The organism is Qipengyuania gaetbuli, assembly GCF_009827315.1.
Classification (GTDB): domain Bacteria; phylum Pseudomonadota; class Alphaproteobacteria; order Sphingomonadales; family Sphingomonadaceae; genus Qipengyuania; species Qipengyuania gaetbuli.
Genome location: NZ_WTYF01000004.1, coordinates 2,080,219 through 2,094,992, shown reverse-complemented (window position 1 = coordinate 2,094,992; position 14,774 = coordinate 2,080,219). Strand labels below are relative to the sequence as shown.

The window sequence follows — 14,774 nt, the reverse complement described above, 5'->3', positions numbered from 1 at the left end:
CTATTGCGAGAAGAGCGTGACCGAATGTCCGCCGCCGCGCAGTTCCACCGCATTGGCGGGAGTGCGCCGGACCTCCTCTGCCGCATCGATGGCAACCGCCAGCGCGCGATGCTGCGGCGATACGGCGGGCAGGCACGTCACCGTCCCGCCGCCGGGCGCAGGTTGCGGCCCGTAGGCAGGATCGCGCCGTGTTTCGACGCGCCCGTCTTCGAGGCTGTAGGTCCAGGCAAAGCCGAGGCAGCGCGGCTCGTAGCCGATCGTCTCCTCCGTGATCGAAAGCGCGATGCCGAAGTCGGTCTCCAGCGGCTCTCCGTCGATCCCGGCGACGCGGTATTCGCCCACGATGCTTGCCGGGACGACCCATTCTTCGACCGCTGCGGGCGAAGGTTCTGTAGCCGGCTCTTCGGCGGTCGGCGCACATGCGGCAAGCAATGCCGCCAGCAGTAGCGCCGCCCTCACGCGGCCTGGCCTCCGCGGCGCTTGAGGGCTGCCTTGCGGGCAGCGCGGTAGTCGATCACCGCCTTATCGACCGGCGGGGTGATCTTCGCCCCGTGCTCCGGGTCTTCCTGCGCCAGCGTTTCGGCCAGCATCGGCTTGCAGATGAGGAAACCCTGCGCTTCCTTCACCCCGAGCTTGCGCAGCAGGTCGAGCTGCTCGCGGTCCTCGATCCCTTCGGCGGTCGTCTCCATGTCCATCGCCTCGGCAAGGCGCGTGATGGTCGAGATGATCGCCTGGCTGCCGAGATCATGCGTCACGTCGCGCACGAAGGCGCGGTCGATCTTGATCCGGTTGAACGGGAAACGGCGCAGGTAGGCGAGCGAGGAATAGCCGGTCCCAAAATCGTCGAGCGCGATGCGCACGCCCAGCTCGCGCAGGGCCAGCAGCGTCTCGCGATTGGCATCGCTGGTATCCATCAGCACGTGTTCGGTGATTTCCAGTTCGACCCGTTCGGTCGGGAAATCGGTGGCGCGCAGGGCCTGCGACACGGCGGCGACCAGTTTCGCATCGGCGACCTGCGTGGTCGACAGGTTGATTGCGATGCGGAAATCGCCGTCCCAGCCGACCGTCTCTTCCAATGCTCGGCGGATGACCCATTCGCCGATTGACGTGATCAGGCCGGTATCCTCTGCCACCGGCAGGAAATCCGCCGGTCCCAGCACGCCGCGGGTTGGGTGGTACCAGCGCAGCAGCGCCTCGTAGCCCGTGGTCTGGCCGGTATCGAGTTCGATGATCGGCTGGAAATGCAGCCGCATCTGGTCGCGCGCCAGCGCCTCGCGCAGGTCCGCCTCGATATCGCGCCGCTCGCGCGCTTCCTGGTCGAGACGCGGCTCGAACAGCGCCAGATTGTCGCGCCCCTTGTTCTTGGCCGCATAGAGCGCAAGGTCCGCGCGGCGCATCAGTTCCTCGGCGTCGCAATCACCTTCGAGGCAGCGCGCCACTCCCACGCTGGTGGAGACGCGATAGCTGTGCCCGTCGATCTCGTAGGGTGCGCGCACGACCGAGAGGAAGCGGTGCGCCCGCTCGATCAGCAGGCCGTCGCCTGCGCGCGTTTCGATCAGCACGGCAAATTCGTCCCCGCCGAGCCGGGCGACGAGATCCTGCTGGCGAACCTCGCCTGCAAGCCTCTCGCCCACCTCGCGCAGCAGGCGGTCGCCGATAAGGTGGCCGCGCGTGTCGTTGATCGCCTTGAAATCGTCAAGATCGAGATAAAACAGCGCGATGTTCGCCCCGCGCGACCGGCTGTCGCCCAGCAGTTCGCGCAGCCGCTCGTTGAAGAGGTAGCGGTTGGCGAGGTTCGTGAGGTTGTCGTAGTGCGCCATGAAGGTGACGCGCTGTTCGATCAGCCGCGCCGACGTGACGTCGCGGGCAATCCCGCTCATCGTGCCGTCCATCCGCGGACGGCCCGACAATTGCCAGAAGCGCCGTTCCCCCTCGACCGCGATGGTCACCGGCAGGTCGCGGAAGGCCCGCTGTTCGACGAGGAAGCGCGAGAGCCCTTCCCGCTCCTCTCCCGGTTCGACGAGATCGAGCAGCGACATGCCTTCGAGCGCTTCCGCTTCAAGGCCGAGCACCTTGGCAAAGCGTTCGCTGGTTTCGCGCAGGCGCGCATCGCTATCGACGATCCATAGCCAGTCGGTCGACTGCTCTTCGTAATCATGGAGCAGCATGGCAACCGTCGCGGCGGCATCCTTGCGTTCGATATCGGCCACCACGGCGGCCTCGAAGGCTGCATCCATGCGCCCGACCGCGCGCCACAAGGTTAGGCCGTACACTACAAGCAGCGCCGCCACCGGCGCCGCCGCGATGCCGATGGCAAGCCATGAAGCAGTGAGGAGCCCGCCCAGCAGCATGACGATATGGACATAGCCAGCCTGCGGGGCGGCGCGGTGGATCAGCAGCACCCCGACCATCATCGCGGTACCGACGACCGCCAGCGTCGCGATTTCCAGCCCCTGCGCAATCAGGGCAAGGAGTACGAAACCGACCGCCCAGACCACGCTTGAGGCCATCATCGCCGCGGTCACGCGGCGGTAATCGCGGCGCAACGAGGCGGCATCGCCGATCTCGGGATCGAGCGAGGCAAAATAGAAGGCCCTGAGGCAGAAGAGGCCGATGGCCACACCCGCCCAGGTCAGGATCGGCACCTGCATCTTCGCTTCGTCGAAAGCGATGACGAGCACGAAAATGGAGGCGATGGCCGAAAGGGTCGCGAGCGTATTGCCCGCGGTCACTGCCCGCAAGCGCCGCACCAGCAGCAGGCGACGCACCTCTTCGCTATTCGCGCTCGGTCTTCCCATGCGGCCCCCGGTTGTGCGCAGGATCGCGCGCATCCTGCTCAAGTGTAACCGAATTTCCGGTCCGCTGTATAGCTTTCTGCTCCGGATCGGGGGATTGTCAGCTGCTTGTCAGCGGCGCTGCAACACTACCTCGTGTCCCTTGCCCGACAGGATGGCGCGGGTTTTGCCGTCTGCGCGCACCGTATCTACCATATCCATCGCCTGCCAGAGCGCGGGCAATTCCTCGGGGAAACCGATGTCGCAGACCGTTTCCGGCGACTTGTGGTCCATGAGGTCGAATCGCGCGCCGTCGATCATGTAGCGGACCGACTGGCCGGCACAGCCGGGTTCCCACCAGACCTGATCGAAATTCGCTTCCAGCGGGATCGGCTCCGCAAGGGATTTGCCGTCGAGGCCGACGAGATCCCACGATCCGCGAAGGTTCACCGCGCGCGCAGCGACCTGTGCGGGGTCGGGAATGCGTTCGAGCTGGACCGTCCCGCCCGGACCCGACAGCCAGAGCCCGCCCCGCACCGGCCGGATGATCGTCGCCTTGTCGATAGCGGCGACGATCGCCTCCTCGCCCGGCGCATAGCTGCGCGCGCACATGGCAGGCGGTTCGACATAGTCCCATTCGCCGGTCTCGATGCCCTCGCCCGCGCGGTCGAAAGACCAGTCGTCGTAGATGCACTGCGACTGGAAATGGATGCGGTTGCCCGAAAAGGTGATCGTCGGCTGGTAGCCTTCGATGCCGATGAGCGGGGTCTCTTCATTGACGAAGGTGACGACATAATCGCCGTCAATGGCAGGCCCAGCGCTGGCCGGTGCATCTTCCGGTGCGGGCGAACAAGCCAGGAGGCCAAGGGCGGCAAGGACAGCAGCTACTCGCATCGGACACTCCCCGAACTATCCGGAGCGCGGATAGAAAAAGGCCCCGGAAGCGATGACTTCCGGGGCCTTTTCAATTTGTTGCGATGAACGGGGGCTTATTCGCCGTCCTTCGCCTCTTCGTTGAGGTAATCGCCCGCATCGGCATCGGTGCCGTGGGTTTCACCTTCCATCACCGCCAGCGGATCATCGCCAATCGCAGCTTCGGGGCCCTGGGCGAGTTCCGCCGCGTGCTCTTCTTCTGCGGTATTGGCAGCGATGATCGCTTCCTGAGCCTTCTTCCACGAGGCGCGCAGGGCGGCATCGCGGCTGGAGGCGGTGACGCGCATGCGGTTCATGCCCGCGCCGGTACCGGCGGGGATGAGACGGCCGACGATCACGTTTTCCTTCAGTCCGATCAGCGTGTCCTTCTTGCCCTCGACAGCGGCCTGCGTGAGTACGCGGGTTGTTTCCTGGAACGAGGCGGCAGAGATGAACGAGCGGGTCTGCAGCGAGGCCTTGGTGATGCCGAGGAGGATCGGGGTACCCTGTGCGGGTTCCTTGTTCTTCGGCAGCTTGGCGTTGGTCTCGTTGAGTTCCTCGAGGTCGACCTGTTCGCCCGGCAGCAGCGTGGTGTCGCCGCCATCGGTGATCTCGACCTTCTGCAGCATCTGGCGAACGATCACCTCGATGTGCTTGTCGTTGATCTTCACGCCCTGGAGTCGGTAGACTTCCTGGATCTCGTTCACGAGGTATTCGGCCAGCGCCTCGACCCCGAGGACATCGAGGATGTCGTGCGGGTTCGGCGAGCCCGAGATCAGCGTGTCGCCCTTCTTGACGAAGTCGCCTTCCTGGACGTCGATGACCTTGGTCTTGGGGATGAGGTATTCAACCGCATCACCTTCCTCGGGCACGATCGCGATCTTGCGCTTGGCCTTGTATTCGCGGACGAATTCGATCTTGCCGGAAATCTTGGCGATGATCGCATTGTCCTTCGGCACGCGGGCCTCGAACAGTTCGGCGACGCGCGGCAGACCACCGGTGATGTCGCGGGTCTTGGCAGCTTCACGCGAGGCACGGGCGAGGATGTCACCGGCCTGCACCTGTGCACCGTCCTCGACCGAGAGCGCGGTGCCGGGCGCCAGCATGTAGCGCGCGGCCTCGTTCTCGTCGCCGGCTTCGTTGAAGAGGGTAAGCCGCGGACGCAGGTCTTCCTTCTTCGCACGGCCGCTGGTGCGGATCTCGGTGACGACGCGCTGGGCGATACCGGTGGCATCGTCGACGCGTTCTTCCATCGAGGTACCGTCGATGAGGTCCTGGAACTTCACCACACCCGAGGTTTCGGTGATGATCGGCAGCGAGAACGGATCCCATTCCGCCAGGCGATCGCCTTCCTTCACCTTCGCGCCATCCTTGTGCATCAGCACGGTACCGTAAGGCACCTTGTGGATTTCGCGCTCGCGGCCTTCGGCGTCGATCACGGCCAGTTCGCCGTTGCGGGCGAGCGACAGGATACGACCCTTCTTGTCGGTGATGGTCGGCATGTCGCGATAGACGACCTTACCGTCAGACACCGCTTCGAGGTGCGAAGTTTCGTTGAGCTGTGCAGCACCGCCGATGTGGAAGGTACGCATGGTCAGCTGGGTGCCCGGTTCACCGATCGACTGGGCGGCGATGACGCCGACAGCTTCACCGATGTTGACCGGCGTACCGCGGGCAAGGTCACGTCCGTAGCAGGTCGCGCAAACGCCCTGCTTGGCTTCGCAGACCAGCGGCGAACGGATCTTGGCGACCTGCGTTTCGGCCTCCTCGATCGCCTTCACCAGCGGTTCGTCGACCAGCGTGCCGGCCTTGGCGATGACTTCGTCGGTCGATGCGTTGACGATGTCTTCGGCCAGCGTACGGCCGAGGATACGTTCGCCGATCGATGCGATCACGCTACCGCCCTGGACGATGGCGCGCATTTCGAGCGCGTTGTCGGTCTTGCAGTCCTCTTCGACGATGACGCAGTCCTGCGACACGTCGACCAGACGGCGGGTCAGGTAACCCGAGTTCGCCGTCTTGAGCGCCGTATCCGCGAGACCCTTACGGGCTCCGTGGGTCGAGTTGAAGTACTCGAGGACGTTGAGGCCTTCCTTGAAGTTCGAGATAATCGGGTTCTCGATGATCTCGCCCGACGGCTTGGCCATCAGGCCGCGCATACCGGCCAGCTGCTTCATCTGGGCCGGGCTACCACGGGCGCCGGAGTGGCTCATCATGTAGATCGAGTTGATCTGCGCTTCCTTGCCGTCCTTGTCGATCGGCTGCGACTTGATCTCTTCCATCATGGCATCGGCCACCTTGTCGCCGCACTGGCTCCAGGCGTCGATGACCTTGTTGTACTTTTCCTGCTGGGTGATGAGACCGTCCTGGTACTGCTGCTCGTAATCGGCAACCAGCGCCTTGGTCGCTTCCACCAGTTCCACCTTGGCATCGGGGATGATCATGTCGTCCTTGCCGAAGGAGATGCCGGCCTTGAACGCGTGGCGGAAGCCCAGCGCCATGATGGCGTCGGCGAACAGCACGGTGTCCTTCTGGCCGGTGTGACGGTAGACCTCGTCGATCACGTCGGCGATGTCCTTCTTCGTCAGCAGGCGGTTGACGATGTCGAAGGGAACCTTGTGGTTCTTCGGCAGGCACTCGCCGATCAGCATGCGGCCCGGGGTGGTGACGAAACGCTTCATCGAAACGTTGCCGTCCTCGTCCGCCTGGGGCACGCGGGCCATGATCTTCGAGTGCAGCGTGACCGACTTGATCTCCAGCGCCTGGTGCACTTCCGCCATGTCCGAGAACAGGGGCAGCTTCTCGACCTTGTTACCGTCGCTGTCTTCAGTGAACTCGGGCTTCTTCTCCTGCCGTTCCATCGACAGGTAGTAGAGACCCAGCACCATGTCCTGCGAAGGCACGATGATCGGCTTGCCGTTGGCGGGCGAGAGGATGTTGTTGGTCGACATCATCAGGACGCGCGCTTCCAGCTGGGCCTCGAGGCTCAGCGGGACGTGCACGGCCATCTGGTCGCCGTCGAAGTCGGCGTTGAACGCGGCGCAGACCAGCGGGTGGAGCTGGATCGCCTTGCCCTCGATCAGCACGGGCTCGAAAGCCTGGATGCCGAGACGGTGGAGCGTCGGTGCGCGGTTCAGGAGGACCGGGTGTTCGCGGATGACTTCATCCAGGATGTCCCAGACTTCCTTGCGTTCCTTCTCGACCCACTTCTTCGCCTGCTTGAGGGTCATCGAAAGACCCTTGGCGTCGAGACGGGCGTAGATGAACGGCTTGAACAGCTCGAGCGCCATCTTCTTGGGCAGGCCGCACTGGTGCAGCTTGAGTTCCGGACCGGTCACGATGACCGAACGACCCGAATAGTCGACGCGCTTACCCAGAAGGTTCTGGCGGAAGCGGCCCTGCTTGCCCTTGAGCATGTCGGACAGCGACTTGAGCGGACGCTTGTTGGCGCCGGTGATCACGCGGCCGCGGCGGCCGTTGTCGAACAGCGCGTCGACGGCTTCCTGCAGCATGCGCTTTTCGTTGCGGACGATGATGTCCGGCGCGCGCAGCTCCATGAGGCGCTTCAGGCGGTTGTTACGGTTGATCACGCGGCGGTAGAGGTCGTTCAAATCCGACGTCGCGAAGCGGCCACCGTCCAGCGGGACGAGCGGGCGCAGTTCCGGCGGAATGACCGGCACGACTTCGAGGATCATCCACTCGGGACGGTTGCCCGATTCGATGAAGCTTTCGACGACCTTCAAACGCTTGATGATCTTGGCGGGCTTGAGCTTCGACTTGGTGGTCGCCAGCTCTTCCAGCAGGTCCTCTTTCTCCTGTTCGAGATCGAGGTCCATCAGCATCATCTTGACGGCTTCTGCGCCGATGCTGGCCGAGAAGGCGTCTTCACCGTACTCGTCCTGCGCTTCGAGCAGCTCGTCTTCGGTCAGCAGCTGGAACTTGTCCAGCGGCGTGAGACCCGGTTCGACGACGATGTAGCTTTCGAAATACAGCACGCGCTCGAGCTGCTTGAGCTGCATGTCGAGCAGCAGGCCGATGCGCGAGGGCAGCGACTTCAGGAACCAGATGTGCGCGACCGGCGCGGCCAGTTCGATGTGGCCCATGCGCTCGCGGCGGACCTTGGTCACGGTCACTTCGACGCCGCACTTTTCGCAGACGACGCCCTTGTACTTCATGCGCTTGTACTTGCCGCAAAGGCATTCGTAGTCCTTCACCGGACCGAAGATGCGCGCGCAGAACAGGCCGTCACGTTCCGGCTTGAACGTGCGGTAGTTGATCGTTTCCGGCTTCTTGATTTCGCCGAAGGACCACGAGCGGATGCGCTCGGGGCTGGCGATGCCGATCTGGATCTCGTCGAAAGTCTCGGGCTTCGCGAGCTGGTTGGTGAATTTGGTCAGTTCGTTCATGACTTAAATCCCTGTCGGGTTAATTCTTTCGGGCGGAAGCGGTGGGGAGCGAAACGCCCCCCTATTCCGCCGCGATCGCGAGGCCGTCGTCGTCTTCGTCGTCGGTAAGCGACTTGAGTTCGACGTTGAGACCCAGGCTGCGCATTTCCTTGACGAGCACGTTGAAACTCTCGGGAATACCAGCCTCGAAGGTATCGTCGCCCTTGACGATGGCTTCGTAGACCTTGGTACGGCCGATCACGTCGTCCGACTTCACGGTGAGGATTTCCTGCAGCGTGTAGGCTGCACCGTAGGCCTGGAGTGCCCAGACCTCCATTTCCCCGAAGCGCTGGCCGCCGAACTGGGCCTTACCGCCCAGCGGCTGCTGGGTGACGAGGCTGTAGGGGCCGATCGAACGTGCGTGGATCTTGTCGTCGACCAGGTGGTGGAGCTTGAGCATGTAGATGATGCCCACGGTCACCTTGCGGTCGAACGCTTCGCCGGTGCGGCCGTCGTAGAGGACGGACTGGCCGTCCGCATCGAGGCCGGCCTTTTCCAGTTCCACGGTCACGTCGCCTTCGCGGGCGCCGTCGAACACCGGGGTGCCCATCGGAACGCCGTAGCGCAGGTTGCTTGCCAGTTCGACGATCTCTTCGGTCGAACGGCTGTCGATCGCCTCGACATACTGTTCGCCGTAGACCTCCTTGAGGCGGTCGATCACGGCTGCCGGCGGCTTGGCCTTGGCGTAATCTTCCTCTGCATTCGGGTTGGCAGCCTTCCATTCGTCGAGCTGCTGGCCGATCTGCATGCCCAGGTTGCGGGCCGCCATGCCGAGGTGCGTTTCGAAGATCTGACCGACGTTCATGCGCGAAGGCACGCCCAGCGGGTTCAGCACGATGTCGACCGGCGTACCGTCTTCGAGGAACGGCATGTCCTCGACCGGCAGGATGCGCGAGATGACACCCTTGTTACCGTGACGGCCGGCCATCTTGTCGCCCGGCTGAAGCTTGCGCTTCACGGCAACGAAGACCTTGACCATCTTCAGCACGCCCGGAGCCAGTTCGTCGCCGCGTTCGAGCTTTTCCTTACGGTCTTCGAACTTCTCGTCGATGAACTTGACGCTCTCGTCGTACTGCGACTTCACCGCTTCGAGCTGGGCCTGGCGGTTGTCGTCGGCGACCGCGAACTTGAACCATTCGTGGCGGTCGACGCTTTCCAGCAGTTCCTCGGTGATTTCCGAACCCTTCTTGACGCCCTTGGGGGCGGCGGAAGCGGTCTGGCCGAGCAGCATGTCGCGCAGGCGGTTGTAGGTCGCACGGTTGAGGATCGCGCGTTCGTCCTGCGCGTCCTTGCGCAGGCGCTCGATTTCCTCGTTCTGGATCGCGCGGGTACGGTCGTCGATCTCGATACCGTGACGGTTGAAGACGCGGACTTCCACGACCGTACCGGCAACGCCCGGCGGCAAGCGGAGCGAGGTGTCGCGCACGTCGCTGGCCTTTTCACCGAAGATGGCGCGCAGGAGCTTTTCTTCCGGCGTCATCGGGCTTTCGCCCTTCGGCGTGATCTTGCCGCACAGGATATCGCCCGGGTGCACTTCTGCACCGATGTAGACGATGCCCGCCTCGTCGAGGTTGCGCAGCGCTTCCTCGCCGACGTTCGGGATGTCGCGGGTGATGTCTTCCGGTCCGAGCTTGGTGTCGCGCGCCATGACTTCGAATTCCTCGATGTGGATCGAGGTGAAGACGTCGTCTTTCACGATACGCTCGGAGATGAGGATGGAGTCCTCGTAGTTGTAGCCGTTCCAGGGCATGAAGGCGACGAGGCTGTTGCGGCCCAGTGCCAGTTCGCCGAGGTCGGTCGAAGGACCGTCGGCGATCACGTCGCCGGCTTCGACCGTCTCACCGACCTTCACCAGCGGACGCTGGTTGATGCAGGTGTTCTGGTTCGAACGCTGGAACTTCTGCAGCGTGTAGATGTCCACGCCCGACTGGCCGGGTTCGACATCGCCGATCGCACGGATCACGATACGCGTCGCGTCGACCTGGTCGACCACGCCGCCACGCTTGGCGGTGATGGCCGCGCCGGAATCGCGGGCGACGGTTTCTTCCATGCCGGTGCCGACCCAGGGCGCTTCCGCCTTCACGAGCGGAACGGCCTGGCGCTGCATGTTGGCGCCCATCAGTGCGCGGTTGGCGTCGTCGTTTTCCAGGAACGGAATGAGCGATGCACCGACCGAGACGAGCTGCTTGGGGCTGACGTCCATCAGCGTGATGGTTTCACGCGGGGCCATCAGGTTGTCGCCGGCCTGGCGGGCCGAGACGAGCTCTTCCACGAAGCCGCCGTTAGCGTCGAGTTCGGCCGAAGCCTGTGCGACGGTGTGCTTCTGCTCTTCCATGGCGGACAGGTAGATCACCTCGTCGGTGACCTTGTTGTCCTTCACCACGCGGTATGGCGTCTCGATGAAGCCGTATTTGTTGACGCGCGCGAAGGTCGAGAGCGAGTTGATCAGACCGATGTTCGGGCCTTCCGGCGTTTCGATCGGGCAGATGCGGCCATAGTGCGTCGGGTGGACGTCGCGGACTTCGAAGCCGGCGCGCTCACGGGTAAGACCGCCCGGGCCAAGTGCCGAAACGCGGCGCTTGTGGGTGACTTCCGACAGCGGGTTGGTCTGGTCCATGAACTGCGACAGCTGCGAGGAGCCGAAGAACTCGCGCACGGCGGCAACGGCCGGCTTCGCATTGATCAGGTCGTTCGGCATGACGGTCGACACGTCGACCGAGCTCATGCGTTCCTTCACCGCGCGTTCCATGCGCAGCAGGCCGACGCGGTACTGGTTTTCGAGCAGTTCGCCGACCGAACGGACACGGCGGTTGCCGAGGTTGTCGATGTCGTCGACTTCGCCCTTGCCGTCCTTGAGGTCGACCAGTTCCTTGACCACGGCGAGGATGTCTTCCTTGCGCAGCGTGGTGACGGTGTCTTCGGCATCGAGGTCGAGACGCATGTTGAGCTTGACGCGGCCGACGGCCGACAGGTCGTAACGCTCGGCGTCGAAGAACAGGCCCTCGAACAGCGCTTCGGCGGTTTCCTTGGTCGGCGGTTCGCCCGGGCGCATGACCTTGTAGATGGCCTCGAGGCCTTCGTCGCGGTTCTCCGCCTTGTCGACCTTCATCGTGTTGCGGATCCAGGGACCCGTGTTGATGTGGTCGATGTCGAGCAGGACAAGGCTGTCGACGCCCGCATTGTCGAGCGCTTCCAGGTTCTCGGCCGAAACTTCGTCACCGGCTTCGATGTAGATGCGGCCCGTGCTCTCGTCGATCATGTCGGCCGAGGCATAGCGGCCGAAGATTTCCTCGGTCGGCAGCAGCAGGGTTTCGAGACCGTCCTTGGCAGCCTTGTTGGCAGCACGCGGGCTGATCTTCTGGCCGGCGGGGAAGACTTCCTCGCCGGTCTTGGCGTCCACCAGCGGGAAGGCCGGCTTACGACCGCGCCAGTTTTCGGCGACGAACGGGATTTCCCAGCCGTCCTTGGCACGCTTCCAGGTGACGGTGTCGTAGAAATGGGCGAGGATGTCCTCGGCGTCGAGGCCGAGCGCATAGAGCAGCGCGGTGACCGGCAGCTTGCGCTTGCGGTCGATACGCACGTTGACCACGTCCTTGGCGTCGAACTCGAAGTCGAGCCACGAACCGCGGTAGGGAATGATGCGGGCAGCGAACAGCAGCTTGCCCGAGGAGTGGGTCTTGCCGCGGTCATGGTCGAACAGCACACCCGGCGAACGGTGCATCTGCGAGACGATGACGCGCTCGGTACCGTTGATGACGAAGGTGCCATTGTCCGTCATGAGCGGCATGTCGCCCATGTAGACGTCCTGCTCCTTGATATCGAGGACCGAGCGGGTTTCGGTTTCCTGGTCCACCTCGAACACGATCAGGCGAAGGGTGACCTTCATCGGGGCGGCGTAGGTGATGCCGCGCTGGCGGCATTCGACGATGTCGTACTTCGGCGCTTCGAGCTCGTAATGCACGAAGTCGAGCTCGGCGGTGCCGGCGAAGTCGCGGATCGGGAAGACCGAACGCAGCGTCTTTTCGAGGCCCGAGACGTAGCCCGTCTCCTTGTTCGAGCGCAGGAACTGCTCGTAGCTTTCACGCTGCACCTCGATGAGGTTGGGCATGTCGACGACTTCGTGGATGTCGCCGAAAATCTTGCGGATGCGCCGCTTAGCGGTGCCCGACGACGTGTTGCGGGGTGCCTTCGCCTTGGTAGCCATAAAGGAGCTCGTGCCTCTTTTCGTGTGCTTGCAGCCCCGCGCGGACAGGACTGCCAATCAGATGTCTCATGCGCGTGAGAACCGTATCGCGAGACGCAAAAAGGCCGCAGCGATGACACGCCCGTGGGGGCGGCGGCTGCAGCTCGTTAAAAAGCGTCGCGATATGGAAACGCCGCTTCCATCCTGTGTCCGAAACCCGCGCATGAATCGGACTCGCTCGAAGCGTGCGGTCGAGGGGCATTTAGGAAGGCGCAGGGGCTTTGTCAAACGCCCTGCGACGTAACGACAGGCAGGCCTCGCAGGTCGCAAAAATATGCTATGGGCAGGGCTTCGCAAGGGGGAGGACGCATGCTGCGACTGCTGGTCCTGCTGGCAAGCCTGCTGCTCGCGCCATTCGCGCTGGCAGCGCAGGACGCCGCGCCTGCTCCGCCTGCCCGTATCGTGGCGGTGGGCGACCTTCACGGCGATTACGAGGCATGGGAGGAGATCGCCCGCGCTGCAGGCATCGTCGATGTGAAGGGCGGCTGGTCGGGCGGCGGGACGACGCTGGTCCAGATGGGCGACATCACCGACCGCGGACCGGATTCGCTCAGGATTATCCGCCAGCTGCAACGGCTGGCCGGAGAAGCGCCTGCGGCCGGCGGGCAGGTCATCGTCCTCCTCGGCAATCACGAGGCAATGAACGTCACGGGCGACCTGCGCTACGTCCATCCCGGCGAATACGAGGCGTTCCGCGACCGCCGCTCGCGCTCGGTGAGGCTGGATGTCTGGGCCACCCAGCGCGACCGGCTGGCCGAGCTTTACCGGGCGGAGAAACCCGACCTGCCGATCGACGAGATCAAGCGGCGCTGGCTGGCCGAGACGCCGCTCGGCATGATCGAGCACCGGCGCAGCTGGCGCGCCGGGGGCGAGCTGGGCCTCTGGGCCGCGACCCTGCCTGCCGTGGTGCAATTGGGGCCGACCCTCTTCGCGCATGGCGGCATCAGCGCAGAGCGGTCGGCAGAGGATGTCGCGGCGATCAACCGCCGCCACCAGGCCGCGCTCGCCCCCGGGGACGAGGTCGACAGGAGCGTGCTCGATGATCCGCTCGGCCCCTTGTGGTATCGCGGCAACGTCGTCCGCGAGGCCGATGACACCGAGCCCCAGTCCGCCAGGCTATCGCGCGAAGAAGAGCTGGCAGCGGTCCTCGCCCGTTATGGCGCACAGCGGCTGGTTGTCGCCCATACGCCCTCGCGAGACGGCATCGCGGACGACCTCGGCGGCAGGTTGCTGCGCATCGATACCGGCATTTCGCGCCACTACGGCGGCCCCGCCTCCTACCTCGAAATCGCAGGCGATCGCATCACTGCCCACCAGCGAGAAACCGACGGCTCGTGGACCAGCCGGATATTGTCCGAAGGAGCGCCCCGATGAAACGTCTCGCCCTCGCCTTCGCCTTTGCCTGCATTGCCCCACCTGCCATCGCACAGGGCGAGGCCACCCCGCTCTTCGCCTCCGACGAAATCCTCGAGCTCACGCTCGACGGACCTATCCGCGAGATCGTCGCGCGGGGCGAGAAATCGACCGATCCCCACCCCGCCACCTTGTCGGCCTCTGGCGAGAGCCATGCCATCCAGCTGTCCGCCCGCGGCAATTCGCGGCGCCTGAAGGAACTGTGCCGCTTCCCGCCATTGAGGGTACGTTTCGATGCCAAGCCGGACGAGTCCTCGCTGTTCCACCGGCAGGGCAGCATCAAGCTCGTCACCCATTGCCGCGACAGCGAGAGCGCCGAACAGACCATGCTGCGCGAATATGCCGCCTACCGGCTCTACAACGTCCTGACGCCGGAAAGCTTCAGGGTCCGGCTGGTCCGCGTCAGCTACCGCGACGGCGAGAGCGAATATGCGCGCCGGCTGGCCTTCTTCATCGAGGACGGGGACGATGCGGCCCGGCGGCTGGGCCTGAAGGAACTGGACGTGGGCGACACCCCGCTCGCACAGGTCGACCGCGAGGATGCCGCCCGCTACGCGCTGTTCCAGTACATGATCGGAAATACCGACTGGGCGATGGTACTCGGCCCGACGAAGACCGATTGCTGCCACAACTCGCGCCTGTTCGGAGCGAGCAAGGAGGCCCGCAGCGCGTTGGTGCCCGTGCCCTATGATTTCGACAATTCGGGGCTGGTGGATGCAGGTTATGCCGTACCCAATCCGGAGCTCGGCACCTATTCGGTGCGCACTCGCGTCTATCGCGGTTTCTGTTCGTTCAACGACCTCGTTCCTGCGGCAGCGGCACGGATGCGCGCCTTGCGAAGCCAGTTCGAAGCGAGCCTAGCTGCAACGCCCGAAGCCGATGCGGGGACCGTGGCAGCCATGACGAAATACCTCGCGAGCTTCTATGAGGACATCGAGGACGAGGAAACGATCGGCAAGAAGCTGCTGAAGAAGTGCCGCTGAGGGC

General features: G+C 64.1%; 7 protein-coding genes. 2 read left to right on the top strand and 5 right to left on the bottom strand.

Going from position 1 to position 14,774, the window contains the following annotated elements; translation table 11 throughout:
- The 5 genes from GRI42_RS12745 to rpoB all read right to left on the bottom strand — a co-directional run bounded on the left by GRI42_RS12745 (window position 1) and on the right by rpoB (window position 12,335).
- A complete protein-coding gene (locus tag GRI42_RS12745) occupies window positions 1-459 on the bottom strand; it encodes a hypothetical protein (RefSeq protein WP_160608844.1) in 459 nt (152 codons plus the stop codon).
- A complete protein-coding gene (locus GRI42_RS12740; protein WP_160608843.1) occupies window positions 456-2,798 on the bottom strand; it encodes a putative bifunctional diguanylate cyclase/phosphodiesterase in 2,343 nt (780 codons plus the stop codon). The genes GRI42_RS12745 and GRI42_RS12740 overlap by 4 nt, the downstream gene beginning before the upstream one ends.
- A 108-nt stretch (window positions 2,799-2,906) precedes the next feature.
- Window positions 2,907-3,668: a hypothetical protein gene (locus GRI42_RS12735; protein ID WP_160608842.1), complete on the bottom strand. Its 762-nt coding sequence runs from the start codon at window positions 3,666-3,668 to the stop codon at window positions 2,907-2,909.
- A gap of 95 nt (window positions 3,669-3,763) precedes the next feature.
- On the bottom strand, window positions 3,764-8,092 hold the full coding sequence (gene rpoC, locus GRI42_RS12730; protein WP_160608841.1) for a DNA-directed RNA polymerase subunit beta': 4,329 nt from the start codon (window positions 8,090-8,092) through the stop codon (window positions 3,764-3,766).
- Between the two features lie 61 nt (window positions 8,093-8,153).
- Window positions 8,154-12,335, bottom strand: a complete 4,182-nt coding sequence (gene rpoB / locus GRI42_RS12725; protein WP_160608840.1) for a DNA-directed RNA polymerase subunit beta — start codon at window positions 12,333-12,335, stop codon at window positions 8,154-8,156.
- 348 nt (window positions 12,336-12,683) lie between these two features.
- Between rpoB and GRI42_RS12720 the strand changes: the two genes are divergently transcribed.
- Window positions 12,684-13,748 carry a metallophosphoesterase gene (locus GRI42_RS12720; protein ID WP_160608839.1) on the top strand — a complete coding sequence of 355 codons (1,065 nt, stop codon included), beginning with the start codon at window positions 12,684-12,686 and terminating at the stop codon, window positions 13,746-13,748.
- Window positions 13,745-14,770, top strand: a complete 1,026-nt coding sequence (locus GRI42_RS12715; protein WP_160608838.1) for a hypothetical protein — start codon at window positions 13,745-13,747, stop codon at window positions 14,768-14,770. Before GRI42_RS12720 ends, GRI42_RS12715 begins: the two co-directional genes overlap by 4 nt.
- The last annotated feature ends 4 nt before the right edge of the window (window positions 14,771-14,774 follow it).

Coding starts and splice junctions, on each gene's coding strand:
- GRI42_RS12740 (WP_160608843.1), bottom strand. CDS start 2,798: ATGGGAAGACCGAGCGCGAATAGCGAAGAGGTGCGTCGCCTGCTGCTG.
- GRI42_RS12735 (WP_160608842.1), bottom strand. CDS start 3,668: ATGCGAGTAGCTGCTGTCCTTGCCGCCCTTGGCCTCCTGGCTTGTTCG.
- rpoC (WP_160608841.1), bottom strand. CDS start 8,092: ATGAACGAACTGACCAAATTCACCAACCAGCTCGCGAAGCCCGAGACT.
- rpoB (WP_160608840.1), bottom strand. CDS start 12,335: ATGGCTACCAAGGCGAAGGCACCCCGCAACACGTCGTCGGGCACCGCT.
- GRI42_RS12720 (WP_160608839.1), top strand. CDS start 12,684: ATGCTGCGACTGCTGGTCCTGCTGGCAAGCCTGCTGCTCGCGCCATTC.
- GRI42_RS12715 (WP_160608838.1), top strand. CDS start 13,745: ATGAAACGTCTCGCCCTCGCCTTCGCCTTTGCCTGCATTGCCCCACCT.